This is a genomic window from Serratia sp. LSHTC3 (assembly GCF_057197125.1).
Window position 1 is genome coordinate 490,104 of sequence record NZ_JBXUNP010000001.1, and the last position, 23,463, is coordinate 513,566.

At 57.9% G+C, this 23,463-nt stretch carries 18 protein-coding genes and 2 tRNA genes; 9 read left to right on the forward strand and 11 right to left on the reverse strand.

Annotated elements, in window-relative coordinates:
• Positions 1-55: 55 nt before the first annotated feature.
• Complete coding sequence (gene nrdA, locus AC2CGI_RS02385) at positions 56-2,344, reverse strand: class 1a ribonucleoside-diphosphate reductase subunit alpha (RefSeq protein WP_016926928.1); 2,289 nt, start codon at positions 2,342-2,344, stop codon at positions 56-58.
• 438 nt (positions 2,345-2,782) lie between these two features.
• A complete protein-coding gene (gene ubiG, locus AC2CGI_RS02390) occupies positions 2,783-3,508 on the reverse strand; it encodes a bifunctional 2-polyprenyl-6-hydroxyphenol methylase/3-demethylubiquinol 3-O-methyltransferase UbiG (RefSeq protein ID WP_075684550.1) in 726 nt (241 codons plus the stop codon).
• Positions 3,509-3,720: 212 nt separating this feature from the next.
• Here ubiG and gyrA point away from each other — a divergent pair, with 212 nt between their 5' ends.
• The gene (gyrA, locus tag AC2CGI_RS02395) at positions 3,721-6,363 is read left to right on the forward strand and encodes a DNA topoisomerase (ATP-hydrolyzing) subunit A (protein ID WP_004935906.1); all 2,643 of its coding nucleotides are present in this window, start codon (positions 3,721-3,723) and stop codon (positions 6,361-6,363) included.
• Positions 6,364-6,529: 166 nt separating this feature from the next.
• Complete coding sequence (gene rcsC / locus AC2CGI_RS02400; protein ID WP_076740593.1) at positions 6,530-9,391, forward strand: two-component system sensor histidine kinase RcsC; 2,862 nt, start codon at positions 6,530-6,532, stop codon at positions 9,389-9,391.
• Positions 9,392-9,452: 61 nt separating this feature from the next.
• Here the strand turns inward: rcsC and rcsB are convergent, their stop codons facing one another.
• The 4 genes from rcsB to AC2CGI_RS02420 are packed head-to-tail and all read right to left on the reverse strand — an operon-like array spanning position 9,453 to position 14,435.
• Positions 9,453-10,103 carry a response regulator transcription factor RcsB gene (gene rcsB / locus AC2CGI_RS02405; protein ID WP_004935900.1) on the reverse strand — a complete coding sequence of 217 codons (651 nt, stop codon included), beginning with the start codon at positions 10,101-10,103 and terminating at the stop codon, positions 9,453-9,455.
• On the reverse strand, positions 10,096-12,798 hold the full coding sequence (gene rcsD / locus AC2CGI_RS02410; protein ID WP_015378555.1) for a phosphotransferase RcsD: 2,703 nt from the start codon (positions 12,796-12,798) through the stop codon (positions 10,096-10,098). The genes rcsB and rcsD overlap by 8 nt, the downstream gene beginning before the upstream one ends.
• A 20-nt stretch (positions 12,799-12,818) precedes the next feature.
• Positions 12,819-13,973, reverse strand: coding sequence for an MFS transporter (locus AC2CGI_RS02415; protein WP_031300733.1), 1,155 nt, complete (start codon positions 13,971-13,973; stop codon positions 12,819-12,821).
• Between the two features lie 54 nt (positions 13,974-14,027).
• Positions 14,028-14,435 carry a DUF4186 domain-containing protein gene (locus AC2CGI_RS02420; RefSeq protein ID WP_015378553.1) on the reverse strand — a complete coding sequence of 136 codons (408 nt, stop codon included), beginning with the start codon at positions 14,433-14,435 and terminating at the stop codon, positions 14,028-14,030.
• Positions 14,436-15,130: 695 nt separating this feature from the next.
• Between AC2CGI_RS02420 and ompC the strand changes: the two genes are divergently transcribed.
• Both ompC and AC2CGI_RS02430 read left to right on the forward strand, forming a co-directional pair.
• Positions 15,131-16,267 (forward strand): porin OmpC, encoded by a 1,137-nt coding sequence (ompC, locus tag AC2CGI_RS02425; RefSeq protein ID WP_015378552.1) that lies wholly within the window; start codon positions 15,131-15,133, stop codon positions 16,265-16,267.
• A gap of 152 nt (positions 16,268-16,419) precedes the next feature.
• Complete coding sequence (locus AC2CGI_RS02430) at positions 16,420-16,836, forward strand: VOC family protein (protein WP_015378551.1); 417 nt, start codon at positions 16,420-16,422, stop codon at positions 16,834-16,836.
• Here AC2CGI_RS02430 and AC2CGI_RS02435 read toward each other — a convergent pair.
• Positions 16,830-17,408 (reverse strand): TetR/AcrR family transcriptional regulator, encoded by a 579-nt coding sequence (locus AC2CGI_RS02435; RefSeq protein WP_015378550.1) that lies wholly within the window; start codon positions 17,406-17,408, stop codon positions 16,830-16,832. The genes AC2CGI_RS02430 and AC2CGI_RS02435 overlap by 7 nt on opposite strands.
• Before the next feature lie 105 nt (positions 17,409-17,513).
• Between AC2CGI_RS02435 and AC2CGI_RS02440 the strand changes: the two genes are divergently transcribed.
• Positions 17,514-17,981 carry a nuclear transport factor 2 family protein gene (locus AC2CGI_RS02440; protein ID WP_004935882.1) on the forward strand — a complete coding sequence of 156 codons (468 nt, stop codon included), beginning with the start codon at positions 17,514-17,516 and terminating at the stop codon, positions 17,979-17,981.
• Positions 17,982-17,987: 6 nt separating this feature from the next.
• Here the strand turns inward: AC2CGI_RS02440 and AC2CGI_RS02445 are convergent, their stop codons facing one another.
• Positions 17,988-18,890 carry a LysR family transcriptional regulator gene (locus AC2CGI_RS02445; RefSeq protein ID WP_015378549.1) on the reverse strand — a complete coding sequence of 301 codons (903 nt, stop codon included), beginning with the start codon at positions 18,888-18,890 and terminating at the stop codon, positions 17,988-17,990.
• 82 nt (positions 18,891-18,972) lie between these two features.
• Between AC2CGI_RS02445 and blaSPR the strand changes: the two genes are divergently transcribed.
• The 4 genes from blaSPR to AC2CGI_RS02465 all read left to right on the forward strand — a co-directional run bounded on the left by blaSPR (position 18,973) and on the right by AC2CGI_RS02465 (position 20,631).
• Positions 18,973-19,872 carry an SPR family subclass B3 metallo-beta-lactamase gene (gene blaSPR, locus AC2CGI_RS02450; RefSeq protein ID WP_015378548.1) on the forward strand — a complete coding sequence of 300 codons (900 nt, stop codon included), beginning with the start codon at positions 18,973-18,975 and terminating at the stop codon, positions 19,870-19,872.
• A gap of 102 nt (positions 19,873-19,974) precedes the next feature.
• A complete protein-coding gene (gene osmE, locus AC2CGI_RS02455; RefSeq protein WP_004935874.1) occupies positions 19,975-20,304 on the forward strand; it encodes an osmotically-inducible lipoprotein OsmE in 330 nt (109 codons plus the stop codon).
• 157 nt (positions 20,305-20,461) lie between these two features.
• Positions 20,462-20,549 (forward strand) — tRNA-Ser (locus AC2CGI_RS02460).
• A 6-nt stretch (positions 20,550-20,555) separates the two neighbouring features.
• A tRNA-Thr gene (locus tag AC2CGI_RS02465) sits at positions 20,556-20,631 on the forward strand.
• 187 nt (positions 20,632-20,818) lie between these two features.
• Here the strand turns inward: AC2CGI_RS02465 and AC2CGI_RS02470 are convergent.
• The 3 genes from AC2CGI_RS02470 to ttrS form a co-directional block, all read right to left on the reverse strand.
• Positions 20,819-21,061 carry a DinI family protein gene (locus tag AC2CGI_RS02470; protein ID WP_004935803.1) on the reverse strand — a complete coding sequence of 81 codons (243 nt, stop codon included), beginning with the start codon at positions 21,059-21,061 and terminating at the stop codon, positions 20,819-20,821.
• 92 nt (positions 21,062-21,153) lie between these two features.
• Entirely contained in the window at positions 21,154-21,753 is a 600-nt protein-coding gene (gene ttrR / locus AC2CGI_RS02475; protein WP_021505932.1) for a tetrathionate respiration response regulator TtrR, read from the reverse strand.
• Entirely contained in the window at positions 21,728-23,446 is a 1,719-nt protein-coding gene (ttrS, locus tag AC2CGI_RS02480) for a tetrathionate respiration histidine kinase TtrS (protein ID WP_076740787.1), read from the reverse strand. The genes ttrR and ttrS overlap by 26 nt, the downstream gene beginning before the upstream one ends.
• Between the last annotated feature and the right edge of the window lie 17 nt (positions 23,447-23,463).

Here is a 23,463-nt window from a genome sequence, read left to right on the forward strand (position 1 = left end):
ATCGTAACGTGGCTAAATGAAGGGGCCGGAAAATTCCGGCCCGCTAGGTCAAACTTTAGATCTTGCAGGCGCCGCTTTCGCAGTCATCATCGCCGGCCTTGGCAGGCTGCAAATCTTCCTGGGCGTCTTCCGCGCCGTCGCGGGTGTTTTGGTAGTACAGCGTTTTCACGCCGAACTTGTAGGTGGTGAGCAGGTCTTTCAACAGCTGCTTCATCGGCACCTTGCCGCCCGGGAAGCGGGTCGGATCGTAGTTGGTGTTGGCCGAAATCGACTGGTCGATGAATTTCTGCATCAGCCCCACCAGCTGCAGATAGCCGTCGTTGCTCGGCATTTCCCACAGCAGCTCGTAGTTGTCTTTCAGACGCTCATACTCCGGCACCACCTGGCGCAGGATGCCGTCTTTCGACGCCTTGATGCTGATGTGGCCGCGCGGCGGCTCGATGCCGTTGGTGGCGTTGGAAATCTGCGAAGAGGTTTCCGACGGCATCAGGGCGGACAGCGTCGAGTTGCGCAGACCGGTTTCCTGGATCTCTTTGCGCAGGGTTTCCCAGTCGTAGTGCAGCGGCTCGTTGCAGATCGCATCCAGGTCTTTCTTGTAGGTGTCGATCGGCAGGATGCCCTGCGAATAGGTGGTTTCGTTGAACCACGGGCAAGCGCCTTGTTCCTGAGCCAGGCGGTTGGAGGCTTTCAGCAGGTAGTACTGAATGGCTTCGAACGTTTTGTGGGTCAGGTTGTTGGCGCTGCCGTCGGAGTAGCGCACGCCGTTTTTCGCCAGGTAATAGGCGAAGTTGATCACGCCAATGCCCAGGGTGCGACGACCCATCGCGCCACGGTGCGCGGCCTTGATCGGATAATCCTGATAATCCAGCAGGGCGTCGAGTGAACGCACCGCCAGGGTCGCCAGCTCTTCCAGATCGTCCAGGCTGTCGATCGCGCCCAGGTTGAAGGCGGACAGGGTGCACAGCGCAATTTCGCCGTTCTCGTCGTTGACGTCTTCCAGCGGCTTGGTCGGCAGGGCGATTTCCAGGCACAGGTTGGACTGACGCACCGGCGCGATCTGCGGATCGAACGGGCTGTGGGTGTTGCAGTGGTCGACGTTCTGGATGTAGATGCGGCCGGTAGAAGCGCGTTCTTGCATCATCAGCGAGAACAGCTCAACCGCTTTCACGCGCTTCTGGCGAATGCTGTCGTCTTTTTCGTACTGGGTGTACAGGCGCTCGAATTCGTCCTGATCGGCGAAGAATGCGTCATACAGCCCCGGCACGTCGGACGGGCTGAACAAGGTGATGTCTTCGCCTTTGATCAGGCGCTGGTACATCAGACGGTTCAACTGCACGCCGTAGTCCATGTGGCGCACGCGGTTGCCTTCAACGCCGCGGTTGTTTTTCAGCACCAGCAGGCTTTCCACTTCCAGGTGCCACATCGGGTAGAACAGCGTTGCCGCGCCACCGCGCACGCCGCCCTGCGAGCAGGATTTGACAGCGGTCTGGAAGTGTTTGTAGAACGGAATGCAGCCGGTATGGAAAGCTTCCCCGCCACGGATCGGGCTGCCCAGCGCGCGGATGCGGCCGGCGTTGATGCCGATGCCGGCGCGTTGCGAAACGTATTTCACAATGGCGCTGGAGGTGGCGTTGATGGAGTCCAGGCTGTCGCCGCACTCGATCAGCACACAGGAGCTGAACTGACGGGTTGGGGTGCGCACGCCTGACATGATCGGCGTAGGCAGCGAAATCTTGAAGGTGGAAATCGCGTCGTAGAAACGTTTGACGTAGTCCAGGCGAGTTTCACGCGGGTAGTTGGAGAACAGGCACGCGGACACCAGCATGTACAGGAACTGGGCGCTTTCGTAGATCTCGCCGCTGACGCGGTTCTGCACCAGATACTTGCCTTCCAGCTGCTTGACGGCGGCATAAGAGAAGTTCATGTCGCGCCAGTGATCGATAAAGGAGTCCATCTGCTCGAACTCTTCAGCGCTGTAGTCTTCCAGCAGATGTTTATCGTATTTGCCCATCTCGACCATGCGCGTCACGTGAGCGTGCAGCTTCGGCGGCTCGAACTGGCCGTAAGCCTTTTTGCGCAGGTGGAAGATCGCCAGGCGAGCGGCCAGGTACTGATAGTCCGGCGCATCGCGGGAGATCAGATCGGCAGCGGCTTTGATGATGGTTTCGTGAATGTCGGCGGTTTTGATGCCGTCATAAAACTGAATGTGGGAACGCAACTCTACTTGAGAAACCGAGACGTTGTGCAATCCTTCTGCGGCCCAATCGATGACCCGGTGGATTTTGTCGAGGTTGATGCGCTCTTTACGGCCATCGCGTTTAGTTACAAGCAGACTTTGGTTCATGTGGTGTTTTACCTGTCCGTATGGTGCCCCTAAGCAGAAGTGTAGTCGCTCTGCTCAGTATGTAAACACTATATATAGGGGTTGTATGTCGGTGAGGTAACAAGATAGTGAGAAAAAACGGCGTTTGCAAGTGAACAAAACCGGCCTAATTTGTGGATAACTTGGGGGTGAAATGTAACTTGCCGTTCGCAGTGCGCGCCGTGACTGGCGCGACAAGCTTGTCAATAAGCGAGATCAGATTTTACTGAAAAACTGAAAAAACCGATCGTTTGGCGCTTTATTAAACGTTAGAAAAAAACGGCATATTGATCTGATTTAATATTCTAAAAAACTGTCTACAACCACGATTTTGATCGAAGTCGCGGAAATTAGGTATTTTTCCTAACAGCGCGTTGGCGCCGAACCCCGATAACGCAGGGCCGGCGCGGTTTACAGCGCTCAGCCTTCGTGCTGGGTGTGCACCATGTAGTTCACGTCAACGTTGCGCCCAAGCTTGAAATGATCGGTGATCGGGTTGTAATGCAGGCCGATCATGTGCTTTTCGCGCAGCGGCGTGCCGTCGACCCAGCCGATCAATTCGGAAGGGCGAATAAACTTCTTATGATCGTGGGTGCCCTGCGGCACCATCTTCAGCACGTACTCCGCGCCGATCACCGCCATCAACCAGGCTTTGGTGTTGCGGTTGATGGTGGAGAAGAACACGTGGCCGCCCGGTTTCACCAGTTGGGCGCAGGCGCGCACCACCGAGGCCGGATCCGGCACGTGCTCCAGCATCTCCATGCAGGTGACCACGTCGTAGCGCTGCGGGTTGGCCTGAGCGTGGCTTTCCACCGTCTCCTGCACATAGGTGACGTCCATGCCGCTTTCCAGCGCGTGCAGCCGGGCGACCTGCAGCGGCTCCGCGCCCATGTCCAGCCCGGTTACCTTGGCGCCTTCGCGCGCCATGCTCTCCGCCAGAATGCCGCCGCCGCAGCCCACGTCGAGCACCTGCTTGTCAAAAATGCCGCCGGCGTGCTGCATGATGTAGTTCAGGCGCAGCGGGTTGATGCGGTGCAGCGGTTTGAACTCGCCTTCCAGATCCCACCAGCGGGAGGCGACGGCCTCGAACTTGGCGATTTCCTGGTGGTCAACGTTTTGCACTCGGCTGGATGATTCTGCGTTCATGGGCTTGTCTGGCTCCTTGTTCTCGTTGCGCGGATTATACATGTTCCGGCGCGGCATCGTCTGTGCCGATGCGTTTTTAGCGCACTTATCTGCACAATTTCCGTGAAACAGCGGCGGTTATTTTCCCGTAAAGCGTGCTTTGTGATATAGTTTTACACCTTTGCCACTATGGCAGCGGGCAGATGAATCATTAGTAGAGGGATAGCAGCTCCATGAGCGACCTTGCCAGAGAAATCACACCGGTAAACATCGAAGACGAGTTGAAAAACTCGTATCTGGACTATGCGATGTCCGTTATTGTCGGACGTGCGCTGCCAGATGTTCGTGATGGACTGAAGCCGGTTCACCGCCGCGTTCTGTACGCGATGAGCGTATTGGGTAACGACTGGAATAAACCATACAAGAAATCGGCCCGTGTCGTCGGGGACGTGATCGGTAAATATCACCCGCACGGTGACAGCGCGGTTTACGACACTATCGTGCGTATGGCTCAGCCGTTTTCACTGCGCTACATGCTGGTGGACGGCCAGGGTAACTTCGGTTCCGTCGACGGCGACTCCGCGGCGGCGATGCGTTATACCGAAGTGCGCATGTCCAAGATTGCTCACGAACTGTTGGCGGATCTGGAAAAAGAAACCGTCGACTTCGTGCCTAACTATGATGGCACCGAGCAGATCCCGGCCGTCATGCCGACCAAGATCCCGAACCTGCTGGTCAACGGCTCGTCGGGCATCGCCGTGGGCATGGCCACCAATATTCCGCCGCACAACCTGGCGGAAGTCGTCAACGGCTGCCTGGCCTATATCGACGATGAAAACATCAGCATCGAAGGGCTGATGGAACACATCCCGGGGCCGGACTTCCCGACGGCGGCGATCATCAATGGCCGCCGCGGCATTGAAGAGGCCTACCGCACCGGGCGCGGCAAAGTCTACCTGCGCGCGCGCGCGGAAGTGGAAGCCGACGCCAAGACCGGGCGCGAAACCATCATCGTTCACGAAATCCCGTATCAGGTGAACAAGGCGCGTCTGATCGAGAAGATCGCCGAGCTGGTGAAAGAAAAACGCGTAGAAGGCATCAGCGCGCTGCGTGACGAGTCCGATAAAGACGGCATGCGCATCGTGATCGAAGTCAAACGCGACGCGGTCGGCGAAGTGGTGCTGAACAACCTGTATGCGCTGACGCAGCTGCAGGTCACCTTCGGCATCAACATGGTCGCGCTGCATCAGGGGCAGCCTAAGCTGCTGAACCTGAAAGATATCCTCGAAGCCTTCGTGCGCCACCGCCGCGAAGTGGTCACCCGCCGCACCATCTTCGAACTGCGCAAGGCCCGTGACCGCGCCCATATCCTGGAAGCGCTGGCTATCGCGTTGGCTAACATCGATCCGATCATCGAGCTGATTCGCCGTGCGCCGACGCCGGCGGAAGCGAAAGTCGCGCTGGTGGCTCAGCCGTGGGATCTGGGCAACGTCAGCGCCATGCTGGAACGCGCCGGTGACGACGCCGCTCGCCCTGAGTGGCTGGAGCCGGAGTTCGGCATCCGCGACGGCAAATACTACCTGACCGAGCAGCAGGCTCAGGCTATTCTGGATCTGCGCCTGCAGAAACTGACCGGCCTGGAGCACGAAAAGCTGCTGGACGAATATAAAGAGCTGCTCAACTTTATCGCCGAGCTGATCTTTATTCTGGAAAGCCCAGAGCGCCTGATGGAAGTGATCCGCGAAGAGCTGGTGGCGGTCAAAGAGCTGTACAACGACGGCCGTCGCACCGAGATCACCGCCAATACTTCCGACATCAACATCGAAGACCTGATCAACCAGGAAGACGTGGTGGTGACCCTGTCTCACCAGGGTTACGTGAAGTATCAGCCGCTGTCCGACTATGAAGCGCAGCGCCGCGGCGGCAAAGGCAAGTCCGCCGCGCGTATTAAAGAAGAAGACTTTATCGATCGCCTGCTGGTGGCCAACACCCACGATACGATCCTGTGCTTCTCCAGCCGTGGCCGCCTGTATTGGATGAAGGTGTATCAACTGCCTGAAGCCAGCCGTGGCGCGCGCGGTCGCCCAATCGTCAACCTGCTGCCGCTGGAAGCCGATGAGCGTATCACCGCCATTCTGCCGGTGCGCGAGTATGAAGAAGGGCGCCACGTATTCATGGCCACCGCCAGCGGTACCGTGAAGAAAACCGCGCTGACCGAGTTCAGCCGCCCACGCAGCGCCGGCATCATCGCCGTCAACCTCAACGAGGGCGACGAGCTGATCGGCGTCGATCTGACCGACGGCAGCAACGAAGTGATGTTGTTCTCCGCCAACGGTAAAGTGGTGCGCTTCCCGGAAACGCAGGTGCGTTCGATGGGCCGTACCGCGACCGGCGTGCGCGGCATCAACCTCGGCGAAGGCGACAGCGTGATCTCACTGATCGTGCCGCGCGGCGAGGGCGACATTCTGACCGTGACGCAAAACGGCTTCGGTAAACGCACCGCGGTGACCGAGTATCCGACCAAGTCACGCGCCACCCAGGGGGTTATCTCCATCAAGGTGAGCGAGCGTAACGGCCAGGTGGTCGGCGCGGTGCAGGTGGAAACCAGCGATCAGATCATGATGATCACCGATGCCGGCACGCTGGTGCGTACCCGCGTTTCGGAAGTCAGCGTGGTCGGTCGTAACACCCAGGGCGTGACGCTGATCCGCACGGCGGAAGACGAAAACGTCGTCGGTCTGCAGCGCGTGGCCGAACCGGTGGAAGACGAAGAGCTGGACAGCCTGGAACCGGGCGCGGAAGCGGTGGAAGAAGACACCACGCCGCTGGACGATGGCGACGACGCGGCTGAGCCGATGGACGACGACAACGTTTAAGCAAGGTGAGGGCGTCGGCATGCCGACACCGTAATGCACTGAGACAAAAGGGCCTGGCAGCGATGCTAGGCCCTTTTTCAGTTATATGGTTTAATTGGCGCACCGAGCCGCCGGCCGCCGCGCCGGCGACAACGCGCGCCGCCACTGACTTTCGTATGGTATCCGATTGAAATACTTAGCCTCTTTTCGAACTACGCTGAAGATATCCCGCTATCTGTTCCGGGTGCTGGCGATTTTGCTGTGGTCGTTGGGAGCGCTGCTCACCACCTTTTATATTCTGAATATCCTGCATCAGAAAGAATCGGACATCCGCCAGGAGTACAACCTCAATTTCGATCAGGCGCAGGGCTATATCCGCCATTCTGCCGACATCATACGCGACATCAAGTACATGGCGGAAAACCGCCTCAACGGTTCGGTCAGCGGCATGGACATGTTCAGCGGCGTGATCCCCGGCAAGGGCAGCCCACCGCAATTCTACCCGCTGTATCCGGAGTCTAACTGCGCCCTGAGCGCCACTTACCGCAGTTCACTCGATTCGCTGAGCGGCCTGATCCAGTATTGGAAAGAGAACTTCGTGGCGGCCTACGATCTCAACCGGGTGTTCTTCATCGGCGGCGACAGCCTGTGTCTGGCGGAATTCGGCGGCGGCAACGCGGTCGCCAACCGGGAAAACATGCTGAAGTTGCTGCACGAGCGCATTCTGAAATACCGCAACGCCAATAATCTGGACAAAGACAACAACCTGTATTGGATTAGCCCCAGCGCGCAGCGGCCTGATATCGGTTATCTGTATGTGCTGACGCCTCTCTATATCGGCAACAAGCTGGAGGCGCTGCTGGGCATCGAGCAAACTGTCCGGCTGGAAGATTTCGTCACCGCCGGCAACCTGCCGATCGGCGTCACGCTGCTGGATGAAAACAACGATCCGATACTGCGCCTGGCGGATGGCGATCGCTATGCCGCTGCGCTCAACAGCTACCCCGAAGAGCATGCTTACTTCGGTTATGTCGACAACTACCGCGATCTGATCCTGAAAAAAGCGCTGCCGCCTTCATCGCTGAGCATCGTTTATGCGCTGCCGGTGAAAAGCGTGGTGGAACGCTTCAAGATGCTGATCCTCAACGCGCTGTTGCTGAACCTGTTATCGGCTATCGTGCTGTTCACGCTGGCGTGGCTGTTTGAGCGCAAGATGTTCTTGCCGGCGGAGGAGAACGCCTTCCGTCTGGAAGAACACGAGCAGTTCAACCGCAAGATTGTCGCCTCGGCGCCGGTGGGCATCTGCATCCTGCGTATCAGCGACGGCACCAATATCCTGAGTAACGAACTGGCGCACAACTACATCAACCTGCTGACCCACGAAGATCGCGATCGCATTACGCGCATCATTTGCGAACAGCAGGCGAATTTCGTCGATGTGATGACCAGCAACAATAACAACCTGCAGATCAGCTTTGTCCACTCGCGCTACCGCAACGAAGAAGTGGCGATCTGCGTACTGGTGGACGTCAGCGCACGCGTGAAGATGGAAGAGTCGCTGCAGGAGATGGCGGCGGCGGCGGAGCAGGCCAGCCAGTCCAAATCGATGTTCCTGGCCACCGTCAGCCATGAGTTGCGCACGCCGCTGTACGGCATTATCGGCAACCTCGATTTGCTGCAGACCAAGGCGCTGCCGCAAGGGGTCGATCGGCTGGTCAACGCGATGAATAACTCTTCCGGCCTGCTGCTGAAAATCATCAGCGATATTCTCGATTTCTCCAAAATCGAGTCCGAGCAGCTGAAGATCGAACCGCGCGAGTTCTCCTGCCTGGAGGTGATCACCCATATCGCCGGCAACTATTTGCCGCTGGTGGTGAAGAAACGTCTGGGGCTGTACTGCTTTATCGAACAGAACGTGCCGGAGCGCATTTTCGGCGATCCGGTGCGGCTGCAGCAGGTGCTGTCCAACCTGGTGAACAACGCCATCAAGTTCACCGATACCGGCTGTATTGTGCTGCAGGTCTGCACCCGCGGCAGTTACCTGGAGTTCAGCGTGCGCGATACCGGCGTCGGTATCCCGGAGAAGGAAATCTCGCGCCTGTTCGATCCGTTCTTCCAGGTGGGAACCGGCGTGCAGCGCCACTTCCAGGGAACCGGTTTGGGGCTGGCGATCTGCGAGAAGTTGGTCAACCTGATGGACGGCGACGTCTCCGTCGAGTCCGAACCGGGGCTGGGCAGCTTGTTCAGCATTCGCATTCCATTGTTTAACGCCCAGTTCCCGATCCCGCAGGCCAGCGATACCTGGCAGGGCCGGCGGCTGTGGCTGGATATCCGCAATCAGCGCCTGGAAAGTTACCTGATGGCGATTCTGGGCGGCTACGGCGCCGATATCCAGCGCTATGACGGGCAGGATACCGCCGCCGGCGAGGTGATGCTCAGCGATTACCCGCTGATGCTGAACACGCCGCTGTTGGCTCAGATCCAGTTCTCGACCGAACATATCGGCCCGTCGCTGGAAACCCGGCCAGGCTATTGGATGCACAGCACCTCTACGCCGCGTGAAACGCTGGCCTTGATCAACCGATTGTTCGGCGTCGGCAACGGCGCGGCAGAGGCGCTGGTGCAGCTGCCGGTGCCCGCCAAGGCCAGCGCGGCGGACAACGGCGATATTCATCTGCTGGTGGTCGACGATCATCCGATCAACCGTCGCCTGCTTTCCGATCAGCTGGGGTCGCTGGGGTATCAGGTGGTGACCGCCAACGACGGCGTCGACGCGCTCGGCGTGCTGAAACAGCACCACGTCGATATTGTGCTGACCGACGTCAATATGCCGAACATGGACGGCTATCGCCTGACGCAGGCCTTGCGGCAGATGCAGTTCAGCGCGCCGGTGATCGGCGTGACAGCGAACGCGTTGGCGGAAGAGAAACAGCGCTGCCTCGAGGCGGGCATGGATAATTGCCTGTCGAAGCCGGTTACGCTGGAGACGCTGGAGCAGACGCTGGCTTATTACAGCCAGCAGGTACGCTACAACCGCAGCGAGGTCTGAAAAGCAAACAGGCACAGCGGATGCCGTGCCTGTTTGGCGTTAACCTGCCGTGAGGCGGGCTTTAGTCTTTGTCCAACGGCGTCATGCTGACGGACGAGAGGTAGTTGAGCAGGGCGATGTCGTTCTCGACGCCTAGCTTCATCATCGCCGATTTCTTCTGGCTGCTGATGGTTTTGATGCTGCGGTTGAGTTTCTTGGCGATTTCGGTCACCAGGAAACCTTCGGCGAACAGACGCAGCACTTCGCTCTCTTTCGGCGACAGGCGTTTGTCGCCATAGCCGCTGGCGCTGATCTTCTCCAGCAGTTTGGAGACGCTTTCCGGCGTGAACTTCTTGCCTTTTTGCAGGGCGGCCAGCGCCTTCGGCAGATCGGTCGGCGCGCCTTGTTTCAGCACGATGCCTTCGATATCCAGATCCAGTACCGCGCTCAGGATCGCCGGGTTGTTGTTCATGGTCAGCACGATGATCGACAACTGTGGATAATGACGCTTGATGTATTTAATCAGCGTGATGCCGTCGCCATATTTGTCACCCGGCATCGACAGATCGGTGATCAGCACGTTGGCGTCCAGCTTGGACAGATTGTTGATCAGTGCGGTTGAGTCTTCGAACTCCCCAACGACATTCACCCATTCAATTTGCTCAAGTGACTTCCGGATGCCAAACAGTACGATAGGATGGTCATCAGCAATAATTACGTTCAGGTTATTCATGTTGTTGGCTACCTTGCTTCAGCAGTCTGCTGACGAAAAAATCAATCTGACTGATGTTATTCTCGATCTCGGGCGCATCACCTTCTGCGATGCGCTGTTCTAACGATTCGCACAGCTGCTTGCCGGGAAGCAGATTTAACATGGCAAACACGCCTTTCAGGCGGTGTGCGGTTTGTGACAGCGCATTGAAATCACTGCTGCCCGCCTCAGTATACAGTTTTTTGACATCGTCGGGTACTGTATCGACAAACAGCCCATAGTAATCACTTGATTTCAATTGTTTTTCATAGAGTTGGATATCTTCTGAGCTCAATGAAAGCGGGCTTTCTTCCTGTTCCAGCGCGGCCATTTGCTGTTCGATCAGCATCAGCACGGCGTCGATTAATGCGCCGTTCAGATTATAGTTCACCCGAATGTAGCGTTTATCCAGCGCTTGCCAGCCCGGCTCATCGGTCGCCAGCAACAGGGTGTAATCATCGGCGCGCTGCGGGTTATCGGTCAGCAGCACGTCATAATCGCGGTTGACCGCGCGATCTTCGGCGACGAGGCAGTCGGCGCCATAGGCCTGCAGCAGACGGGTCACGATGCCGCGCACTTCATCTGACGTGATGTCCAGCAGGGCGGTGACGCCGTCGAGCAGCTTTTCCTGCTCCTGCGGCTCTTTTTTCTCCATCTCCATGGCGACGCGGATGGTGTAGCGAGTGCCGATATCCACCTTGCTGCGAATGTCCAACTGGCCGTTAAGCTTCTTGCACAGCTGATTGCACAGGAAGAAAGTGAGGCCGGAACCGTGGTTGAAGCGATCCACCAGCGTCTGGCTGAGGAACGGATAGTTAAGGTTGCTGATCTCTTCGTTGGAGATGCCGGAGCCGGTATCGTTAATTTGGAAAATCAGGCGGTCAGGGTGCTCGGGCTCATGGTCGATAACCAGAGAAACCTTGCCGCAGGCGGTGGTGATAATGGCGTAATGCACCAGCAGCGAGATCACCTTGCGCAGCGCGTTGGCATCGCCGATATAGTTCTGCTCGACGTCCAGCTGGAAATGCTTGAACAGTGCCAGCCCCTTCTGATTAAGGGCAGGCAGGGCCTCAAGCAGCAACTCGTCGATCATCGCCGTCGGGTTGAACGGTTCGCGCGTGGGTTGCCAGTCCTGGGTTTCCAGCCGGGTCAGCAGGGTGATGTTATCGATCAACTCCAGCACCGAAGCCGACGCCGCCGTCAGCTGGCCCAGCAGCGCCTGCTGTTGTTCCTCATCCGGCCGGCTGTGCAGACGGTCGACCAGATCGTGCATCTGGCGCACCGGCTGATTCAGTTCGATGCCCAGGTTGTGCAACATCAGTTTGCGCGCCTGCACGTTCTTGTCGTATTCGCGCCGCGCCTGCTGCAGCCGCTTGTTCACCATCACCTCTTTATCCTGATCGTGCATCAGGAACAGGTAGGTGTCCGGCGACAGCTGGCTGCGGAAAATGCGGATTTCATACACCTCGTTGTTGACCGTCGCCTGGATCACACCGTGATGCTGTTCGGCCATATGGGCGATCTTTTGCAGGCTGAGGTGCGGCAGCAGGTGCTCGGCGATTTTGTTGCTGGCGATCACCGTATTGTTGGCGAAGCTGTAGACCAGCAGGCCGGAGGGCAGGCTGGAGACGATCTCCTGATTCAGCGCGCGCTCGGCCTCCAGCTCTACCGCCATGTTTTCGCTCGGGCGAATGTACTGGCGGCGGATAAAGTAGATGCTCAGCATCGACAGCGCCAGCAGCAGCAAGTTGACTGCGATCAGCCAAATGTTGTTGCGCAGCAGATCGATGGCCAGATTGATGGCCGAAACGCGATACATCACCTTCAGCGGCGCATTGGGCAGAGCGGCGCTGAATTCCACCCAGCCGCCGCTCATCGTCGCATGGGTACCGAGGACGGTTTCCGCCGGGATGGCGCTATCGTCGAGATCGACATCGTCCGGCAGCAGCAGGAAATTGGCGCGGGCCAGATTGGCCGGAATGATGTCGTTGATTGGCAAATCGAAGGCGATCACCGTCGCCAGATGCCCCGGCTGATTGAAAGTGGTGCGAATCGAGAACGAATAGGCGTTCTGGAAGCGCTGCTTGCGCAGGTCGGAAAAGCTCTCGCGTTCGTCGAGCATATTGGCCTGTTGCAGCATCTCGGCGCGGCGTTCGTCCGCCGAGGTGGTCAGGTAGCTTTCCCGAAAGCGCGAAGCCAGCTCTTTGAGCGGCTGGGTGGTGATCAGGCTGAGGCTATTGTCCTGACCATTGAGGTAATACATGGCGTAGTTCTCGGTCTTGGCGCCCCAGCGGGTGTCCAGGTAGTCCGAGATGTTGGCGATCATCGCCAGCGTGTTTTCGTCATGGCTGCCGAAGATCACCGCGTCGGTTTTCTTGTGCGGTTTCTCGACATAATAGACATCGGGCCGCAGGCGGGTTTCCTGCAAACCGGGATCGACATTCTGCGCCGGCGCATTGCCGAATTTGTCATAGACCTGATAGGTCATATAGCGGTAGGCATCGATACGCTTTTGCAGCGAACCGGCGATGCTGTTCAGCGTGTACTTCTTTTCCGCCAGCCAGGCGTTGGTGTAGTTGTAGCCATACAGGCCGATGCCGATCGTCAGCAGCACGATAAACAGCAGGAAGCAGCGGGTAATGTTGCTGGAGCTTATGGTCAATTGTTTATTTTGCATAGTGGCTGCGCATTCCTGAATCAGCGAGTGACGGCCCTGGCGCTGGCGGCCACCGCCAACAGCAGAGCGGCTACGCAAGCGAAGGCCACCGTCAGGCTGGAAAACTGAGCGATGAAGCCGATCAGCGCCGGGCCGGCCAGAATACCGGCATAGCCGACGGTGGTGACGGAAGCGATCGCCAAGTTGGCCGGCATGTCGCGCTGGTTGCCTGCGGCGCTGAACAGGATCGGCACGACGTTCGAGGCGCCCAGGCCGACCAGCATGAAACCGACCAGCGAAACGGTAGCGTGATTGAAGGCGATGGCCAGGCTCAGGCCGAGAGCGGCACACAGGCTGCCCAGCAGCAGCACCCGGTAGCGGCCCAGCGAGTTAACCACCCGATCGCCATTGAGCCGGCCGAGCGTCATGGTGATGGAAAACAGCGCATAGCCCAGACCGGCCTGGCTGTGTTCGACGCCGCGCAATGTGGTGAGAAACAGCGCGCTCCAGTCGAGCATCGATCCTTCCGCCAAAAACATGATAAAGCACAAAATGCCGATGAACATCACCCAGCCGCGTGGCAAGACGAACATCGGCCCGCCGTCATCGGCGCCGCTCTCACGCAGCAGATGGCGGCTGGCCAGCGTCAGCAGCGCGATCACCGCCAGCACGGTGAGCAGGGTGGATTGCAGCGGCGTCAGCCCCAGCCACAGCAGCGCGCTGACGCCGCCGGCGCCGGCAATGCCGCCGATGCTGAAGAAACCGTGAAAACCGGACATCATCGCCTTGCCGCTGGCGCGTTCGACGATCACCGCCTGCACGTTCATCGCTACGTCGATCATGCCGATCGCCGCGCCGAACAGCAGCAGCGCCGCGGCCATGCCGCCGAGGGAGTCCATCAGCGCCAACAGCGGCAGATCGATGCACAACCCGAGCCCGGCCATCAGGATCACCGCACGGCAACCCAGTTTGCCGGTCAGGAAACCGGTCAGCGGCATCGCCAACATGGAGCCGGCGCCGATACAGAGCAGCAACAGGCCGAGCGAGCCGTCATCGATACCGATGCGCGCTTTGGCGAAGGGGACCAGCGGCGCCCAGGCGGCCATGCCGAGACCGGCGACGAAAAAGGCCAGACGGGTGGCGATCTGTTGAGGAACGCCGGGCGTTTGCTGTTCATTGCACAAGGTGGCTGTCATGTAAGCGTCAGGATCTTGGGTCAAAAGAATGGTGAAAGTTACTGACAGTTTTTATCACAATCCGCGATCCGGGTCGAAAATATTCGTGCCTGACACATCCCTGGCACCGCCTCTGCGCACCAGCCACAGCGCGATAGCCTGGACAATATAGTCCTTTTGCTGTTCGTCCAGTGCGACGCCCTGCGGTATGCCGTGCCACTTTTCCAGACAGCCGCGGCAGCAGGTGGCAGTGGCGTGCTGGGCGACGAACACCGGGTGGCCACGCATCGGGGTTTGCTTGCCGTCGTTTTTAGGGTGGGCGGCGGCCAGGCGGCGGTCGATAAAATCGCGGGCATGGCTGAGGATCAGCGGCAATCCCTTACCCTCGAGATAAGTCTGGTCCTTGGCATTTAAACGGAAGCGAGCGCGGAAGGGGGAACTCTGCAGCCGCCGCCACAGCACGTCGGGTTGAAAGGGCATCATGAATTTTACTCGCTGAAGGTGCGCTTTTTTCAGATTACCAGAACTGAATCTCTGCGGCTAATTGTGCCTGCGGCGGGAAATAATCGATGAGATAAAGCACGAAATGAAAAGCAAGTTCAATTTGTAGGCTAAAATAAGGAAAAAGATTAGCAATTAGTGCGAAAGTAAATTAATGAAACTATATCATTAGGTTATTTATTTGCGTGCTATTTGTACGGGATGAAATTGTGAGGAGGGTAGGGAGGAAAATAAAAAACCGGCCAGAAGCCGGTTAAAGGAATGCAGAAATTATCTTCGGATAATGAAGGTAATAATGAAAATAATGATGATAGCGAGGTGATTATAGCGGCTGCGCGTGGTTCGCGTTTTGGCACAATGTGCTTATTGTCTCGCTCAATTGTATGGTTGGCTTTTTTTTCTTAAAGATATGTATAACTACATGATTTTTTATCAGTTAGTCTATTTTTTATCTTTAAGTGCTTTATTTTGTTTGTCTGTAATGTTTTGTGAAAGTTCGCGCGTATTTACATTTTGAAACCTTTATTAATTACAATGAAACACTATCGGATACTTGGTATCATTTTCTTTCTGGATTAATATAACCCTTGTTACCAGAATGGTAATGCACAGTCGTGCTAATAATGCTCGAAAAGGGCAGTGGCCGTAGCTCGACATAATTAACGAGGATAATAACGATGAAACTTCGAGTACTCTCTCTGATGGTACCCGCACTGCTGGTTGCAGGCACAGCAGGCGCGGCGGAAATCTACAACAAAGACGGTAATAAACTGGATTTGTACGGTAAAGTAAACGGGCTTCACTATTTCTCCAGCAACAACGGCGTGGATGGCGATCAGTCTTATATGCGTTTTGGCCTGCGCGGCGAAACGCAAATCAGCGATCAGCTGACCGGTTACGGCCAGTGGGAATATCAGGCGAACCTGAACCACGCTGAAAGCCAGGACAACAAGAACTTCACCCGTTACGGCTTCGCCGGTCTGAAATTCGGCGACTACGGCTCCTTCGACTACGGCCGTAACACCGGCGTGCTGTACGACGTCGCGGCGTATACCGACTTGCAGCCCGAGTTCGACGGTATGACCTACGGCGCCGACCAGTTCATGTTCCAGCGTTCCAGCGGCCTGGCGACCTACCGTAACAATGATTTCTTCGGTCTGGTTGACGGCCTGAACTTCGCCCTGCAGTACCAGGGTAAAAACGGCAACGGCGAAGAGACCAACAATGGTCGTGACGTTCTGGGCCAAAACGGCGAAGGCTACGGCATGTCCATGAGCTATGACATGGGCTACGGCATCAGCGCCGCGGGCGCCTTCTTCAACTCTCGCCGCACCAGCGAGCAGAACGGCGGTAATGGTCACCAGAACATCATGGGCCGCGGCGACAAGGCGGAAGGCTACTCCGGCGGTCTGAAATATGACGCCAACGACGTCTACCTGGCGGTGATGTTCACCCAGTCCTACAACGCGGCGCGTTTCGGCAGCTCTGCCAAGGATGATGGTGCTTACGGCTACGCCAACAAGGCGCAGAGCTTCGAAGCCTATGCGCACTACCAGTTCGACTTCGGTCTGCGTCCGTTCGTCGGCTATAACCAGACCAAAGGTAAAGACCTGGGCCGCGCCGGCAACGGCAAGGACTACGGAGATCAAGACCTGGTCAAATTCGTCGACCTGGGTGCGACCTACTTCTTCAACAAAAACATGTCTACCTATGTTGATTACAAAATCAACCTGATGGACAACAACGACTTCACCGACGCTGCCGGCATCAACACCGACAACGTGGTTGCCGTGGGCCTGGTTTACCAGTTCTAAGCACCAGCGTGTGAATCACACAGCGCGGCCTTCGGGCCGCGTTTTTTTTGCTGGTAAAAAGCACGGATTGATCCGTTGTCGGCTCGGGAAGCGCTTCGGCTCGCCTCCGTTCGACCTACGCTGTCAGAACGGAAAACAGAGCGGAGGCTATTATGGAACTCAAGATCGACAGGGTGATAGAAACGGTGCTGTACGTCAGCGATATTGAACGCGCGGACGCGTTTTACCAGGAGGTGCTGAAGCTGCCGACGATGGTCGCCAACGAACGGTTTCGCGCCTACAACGTCGGCGATCGGAGCGTACTGTTGTTGTTTATCGAAGGTGATTCGCTGCGCGGGGCGCACTACCCGACCGGGTTTATTCCTGCGCACGATGGCGTGGGGCCGGCGCATATCGGGCTGGCGGTAGCGAAAGAGCAGTTGCCGCACTGGGAACGGCATCTGGTGGCCAACGGCGTGGAGATTGAGGGGCGGATGCGCTGGGAACACGGCGGGGAGAGCATTTATTTTCGCGATCCCGACGCCCATCTGTTGGAACTGGTGACGCCGGGCATTTGGGCCAATTACTGATCGAACCCGCCTTGCGCCAACATGTCCAACGCGGCATTCAGCACCTGCAGCGCGGCCTGCGGTTGCCGCTCTATCTGCACTCTGACGATGGCGCCGTCGATCAGCATCGCCAGCATTGCCGCCCGCTGTTCCCGCTGTGGGCCGGCGGGCAGGTGACGCGCCAGTTCATCCGCCATTTGCCGTTTATGCCGGCCGGCGATTTGCAGGCTTTCCGGCAGCAGATCGGCGATTTCCACCGCCGTATTGATAAACGCGCAGCCGCGAAAGCGCGGATCGTCGAACCATTCCGCCAGGCAGGGCGCCAGCGCCGGCAGCAACCCGCCGGTTTGTGCCACATGGCGATCCAGCGCTGTGCTGAACCAGGTGAGCCACTGCTGGTGGCGATAGGCCAAAAACGCCGTAATCAAATCGTTCTTGCTGGGAAAGTGGCGATAAAACGTCACCTTAGTGACGCCTGATTCCTTGATGATGCGATCGATGCCGGTGGCGCGGATCCCTTCCTGATAAAACAGATCGTGGGCCGTCAACAGGATGCGCTGGCGGGCGGGTAAGGTATTGCGATCGGCGGTCATCATTTTCTCCTAGGCTATTTCCGAGTGATTGTAGACAACTCTGTCTACATGCGCTAGCGTAATAATGTAGACAAAGTTGTCTACATTATTACGCAGGAGATGATCATGAGCATTAAACCCCCTTTGCCGCCTTTCACCCGTGAATCGGCCAGCGAAAAAGTGCGGTTGGCGGAGGATGCCTGGAACAGCCGCGATCCTGAGCGGGTGTCACAGGTCTATTCTCTCGATACCCATTGGCGTAATCGCGCAGAGTTTGTCGACGGCCGCGCGGCGGTGGTCGCATTTTTGCAACGCAAGTGGGCGAAAGAGCTGGAGTATCGGCTGATTAAGGAACTGTGGGCGTTTGACGGCGCGCGCATCGCGGTGCGTTTCGCCTATGAGTGGCGCGACGATTCCGGCAACTGGTATCGCAGCTTCGGCAACGAAAACTGGGAGTTTAATCAGGATGGATTGATGATTAACCGCCATGCCTGCATCAACGACATGCCGATTCGCGAACAGGATCGGCGTTTTCATTGGCCGCTCGGTCGGCGCCCGGACGATGTCCCGGCGCTGAGCGACTTCGGTTTCTGATCCTACTTAGCGGTAGTAGTGTCGCAGCTCGGCGTGGATGGCGGAAATCAGCCGCTTTCGCCACTCCGGCTCGCCTTTTCGGTATTGAGAAAAAAGGTGACCGATAGCCAGGTTATCGCTAATCGGCAGCGCGCTTAACCCGTGCTTGTCGGGCTGGGCGGTAAACCATGGTTGAGGCACTACCGCCAGCAACGGCGCGCGGCGCAGCACCGGTGGAAGTTGTGCGTAGTCGGCGCAGTTCAGGGCAATGCGGCGGTGCAACCCCTGGCGCTCAAGCTGCCGATCCAGCTCGTTTTCCGTTTGTGGCCACGGATGGCAATAATAATGCGCGTAATCCGCCAGTTCGCTGAAGGCCAGCGCGCGTTTATCTTGCAGGACTGGGTATAGCGGCGGGCCATACAGCGCAATCAGGCGAGTGCGCCCAAGCGCTTCATAATGCAGTGCGCTGGTGCGTTGTTGATGATCGCCCACCGCCAGCACCAGATCGACGCTCCCCTCAAGCAGTTCTTCGCGCCAGGCGCGTCGTTCAAAGTTTTGGCAGTGAATATCGGCATGGCAAGCGGCGCCCTTTTCCGCCAGCAAAGGCAACAGAATAGGGTGCAGAGCGGGGGGCGCCACCAGCGTGAAGCGACGCGGCGCCTGCGGTTGTTGGCCGAACATTTCACTGTCCAGCGAGGAGAACAGCGGCGCCAATTTGTCTTTCAACGACAGTGCAAACAGGGTGGGAACCTGGCGATGGCCTTCTCGGCGAAACAGCGGGTCATCCAACACTTCCCGCAGGCGAGCCAGCGCATGACTGACGGCGGAGGTGCTGATGCCCAGCCGCTCGGCGGTTTTACGGCTGGAACCCGTTACCATCAGCAGATACAGCACTTTCAGCAGATTCATGTCCATTTGTAGAATATTCATCAATTGTCCTTTTTTTAATTGAATACTGTTCAATATAAGGCCGAGTATACTCCTGCCCGGTTGACACAGACAGAAGAGAAAAATGAAAAAAAGCATGCATTATCTGATGGCGATGGCCTTTTCCTTGAGCTTCTCCACGCAGGCGAAGTTAGACCCGGCGCAGCCGTTGTCTAGCGCTCCGCCATACTCGCTGTTTGAAGAGTGGGCGCAGCCGATAGCGCCGTTCCAGATCTTTGAGCAGGTGTATTACGTCGGCACGAGCAACCTGTCGTCGGTATTGTTGAGCACGCCGCAGGGATTGATTTTGATCGATGCGGGGTTGGAGAGCAGTGCGCCGGGCATCAAAGCGAATATCGAACGGCTGGGGTTCAGCATTAAGGATCTGAAATATATCCTGAACAGCCATGCAAGGCTCGATCAGGCCGGCGGCATTGCGCAGCTGAAACGCTGGAGCGGCGCGAGGCTGGTGGCCAGCGCGGCCAATGCGCGCCAGTTGGCGTTAGGTGGACGGCAGGATTTCGCGTTGGGGGATACGCTCACTTTCCCGGCCGTGCAAACGGATATTGTGGTTGCCGATGGCGACAGCATCACCCTTGGCGGCCTGACGCTGACCGCGATGATGACGCCGGGGCATCTGCCGGGCGCGACGTCGTGGTTGACCACGCTACGGCATAACGGCAAGCCGTATCGCTTTATCTATGCTGACAGCCTGGCTACACCGGATTACTACCTGATCGGCAACAAAAACTATCCGCAGCTGATTGAGGACATTCGCGGCAGTTTCGCCCGTTTGGCACGGGTGCAGGCGGATATATTTATCGCCAATAAAGGGACGCGTTTCGCTTTAGCCGACAAATGGCGGCGTTTGCAGGCCGGCGATACGCAGGCATTTATCGATCCCGCAGGGCTGCAGCGTTACGTGCAGGAGTCACAGCAGGGGTTTGAAGAGCAGCTGAAACGACAGGAAAACGTCAAACGCTGATCGACGAGCGTAAACCGCACCGATCGACAAACGGGAATTTGTAGAAAAGCCTTTCCACTTCTAGACTTAGGGGACAACAAACGTACTCCAAGAGGACAAGCTATGACGAAGAAGTTGGTTTTGGCCGTCGGTACTGCAGCGGTATTTTCCATTCTTGCCGGCTGCACCGCCTATGACCGTGCAACCAGTTATGTCAATGAGCCGGTGGTCAGCGATGTCAAAGTAGGGATGACCAAGCAGCAGGTGCGGGCGATTGCCGGTCCGCCGTCGACGTCTGCCACGCTGATTCATGCGCAAGGCACTTGCGATACCTATGCTGTCGCGCCGCGCGATGGCAAAGTGCAAACGTACTTTGTCAGCTACAACGACACGGGCCATGTCATGAACAAGGGCTATCAAACCTGTTCCGACTACGATTCGCAGCCGAAGTAATCGCGTTTCAGCCGAACATAAAAGCCTCGCTTTTGCGGGGCTTTTCATTTTTTAAGCGTTTAAGGCCTGAAGTTTAGGCAACTGCACCGCCCATGCCATTTTTTTGCATCAAAATGATAGACATTTCATAACGGTATCGCTAATATCAGCGCCCATTGGAAGGATGGCCGAGTGGTTTAAGGCAACGGTCTTGAAAACCGTCGAGTGTAACAGCTCCCAGAGTTCGAATCTCTGTCCTTCCGCCAAATTCAGCCGGCTTAGCTCAGTAGGTAGAGCAACTGACTTGTAATCAGTAGGTCACCAGTTCGATTCCGGTAGCCGGCACCATGACAGAGGCCCCAGCAGCGATGCTGGGGCTTTTTGTTATGGTATATATGCGCTGGAAAAGTGCACACTAACCAACCGATAACCGGATGGGGGAGGCACCGCGTCAAGCCCATTAATCAAGGGCTGAGCGTTTGCTGTATTCTGGCGGTAAAATAGCCGGTTGAGGAGCCCAGCCATCAGGTTGGGTTTATATATCAGTGACCAGCCACTGATCCGCTTCTTCGAACATCTCTTCCAACATTCGGTTCAGCTTCTCACGATCGCTTTTGCTGGCGTCGGAGTTCAGGCCGTTGGCCTGCATCGGTTTCACGCGCACGTCAGCTTCCGGGAACAGCGCATGCACGCGTTTTTCCAGCTCGTTGCGAATAATCTCGGCGGCGTTGGGCAGCCCAGCGACGTTGCGTTTGTCGTACACCAATTCTACAAACATGACTCACCTGTAAATACTGAATTAATGTACAGTATTCTGGCCTGAGGAAGGCCGGTTGGCAAGAGGGGGGGGCGGAATTTTGTATGATGCGATCATTCTTGCGCGGCGTGCGGTAATCCCTGCAACTGAATCACTAATTCCGCCAGACTGGCGGCTTGCATTTTCTCCATCACTTTCGCCCGATGAACCTCTACGGTGCGCAGGGCGATATTCAACCGCTCCGCCATTTCCCTGTTCATCATGCCTCGCACCACCAGCTGCGCGATGTCGCGTTCTTTCGGCGTGAGCGTGCGGTAGCGGCCGCAAGTTTCATGGCGTCGCCAGGCTTTGGCCGAGACCTGCCGCGCCCGTTCGAGGGCGGCGATCAGCGGTTCAGCGGCGATCGGTTTTTGCAGGAAGTCCACCGCGCCGTACTTCATCTGCTCCACCGCCATCGGCACGTCGCCATGGCCGGACAGGAACACCACCGCCAGCGTGCTGCCGAGGCGGCGCAGTTCAGCGTAGGCCTGGTGCCCATCGAGTTTCGGCATCCGCATGTCCAGCAAGACGATCCCGGTCTGAAACAGATCGGCCTGCGCCAAAAAGTCGGTGCTGTCATTCCAGCATTGCACGTCGTGGCCGAGGCTGGTCAGTAAAAAATGGCAGGCGTCGGTGACGGCGACGTCATCATCCACCAGATGAATTAGCGGCATGGTTTTCCTCATCGTTAAATATGAAATGCAGGGTGACGCATAGCCCATTGCGGCTGTCGGGGGCGGGGCGGTTAGCCAGTTGGATCTCGCCGCCGCCATACCGGGCCAGGCGGCGGCAAATGGCCAACCCCAGCCCCATGCCGCCGGCCTTGGTGGTGTTGAAGGGGCGGAAAGCCTGCTCCAGCCCGGCCGCGCTCATCCCGCCCGCGTTGTCCTGCAAACGCACATCGAGCGCCCGTTCGTGTTCGTCGGCGGAAAGCCAGACGGCGTTGGCGCCGGCCTGCGCCGCGTTCAGCAGCAGGTTCGCCAGCAGCTGTTCCAGCAGCGCCGGCGGCAGGGTTAGCGTCAGCGAAGGTGCCACGTTGTTGAACAGTTTCAGGTCGGGGTAGCGTTGCGTCAGGCGCAGCAGTGCCCACACCCGCTCGGCGGTTTCGTTTATCGAGATGGGGCGCCAGCTCGCCTTGTCTACCTTCTCGGTGGGGGGCTGCACCCACTGGCGCAGGTTATGAATCGTCTCGCCGCCGCGCTGCGCCTGCCGATCAATATTTTCCAGCGGCGTCAGCAGCGGGTGCCCGGCGTCCGTTTTGCGCAGTTGGATCAGGCACCCTTGCGCATAGTGGCGAATGGCTGCTAGCGGCTGGTTGAGCTCATGCGCAAAGCCGGAGGCCATCTCTCCCAGCACGTTCAACTGCCTGGCGTTCTCCAGCGCCTGCTCCTGACGGCGCAGTTGTTCTCCGGCATGGAGCAGCTGTCGCCCACGCCGGCGCACCAGCAGCGCGATCCAGATATGGTTGACGATCAACAGCGCCAGCACCGCCAGCGACAGGCTGACGGCCGTCTGATGCTGGATCAGCCAGCTCTTGATATCCAGCCACAGGCGCCGCTGTTCCGGGTGCTGATTGACGGCGCGCAGCAGCGCTTCCACTGCGCTGGTCGAGGCCGGTGCGCCCCACTGAAAGGGAGACTGCGGCGGTGCGGTCAGCAAGGCTCTTGCTACTGCATCCACCAGTGAGTTATCCAGACCGGGCAGGGCGGCGAACGACCAGTTGGGATAAAGCGGCGTGCTGGTGACGCAGGGAACCGATGTGGGCCGTTGCAACAGCGGGCGAAAATCCGCCGGGTTGATCAAGCCTTCCCGACCCATTTTCTCCAGCAGACAGACGGGAACGATAGCGGCCTGAATGGCGCGCTCGCGCAACAGATAGAGCAGGGCGTCGGCAGGGAACCCGGTAAAGCGCAGGTGAAAATCGCGCTCGGGCCGCATACCGGCATCGCTGAGCGCCTTATAGCCGGTCAGATAGCCGCCGAAGGCCTGCGGAGCGATGGCGCCCACCGTTTTGCCCATCAGCGCCTGCGGCGTCGTTATGCCGCTGTCGCGCCGCACCAAAATCACGCTGCCGATGATGTTGCCCGTTGCCCGATCGCCGTTGGCGGCGCGCAACGACGCCAGCCAGCGCAGATGATAGTGGCTGTTCAACTGCACGAACTGCGCCGGATTAGTGACCACGAACTGCACGCTGCCCCGATTGACCGCTTCGCGCATCTGCGCCAGATCGAGCGGCTGCAGGCGGAAGCGCTCACCGCCGACGCTGCCGTTGAGCCTGTCGATCAGCGGCTGCCAGTCACGCGCGGTCGCCGCATCGCCGCGCATCGCCAGCACGCCGACCGACCACTCGCCCGCCTGTGCCGCCATCCCCCAGCCGAGATTGA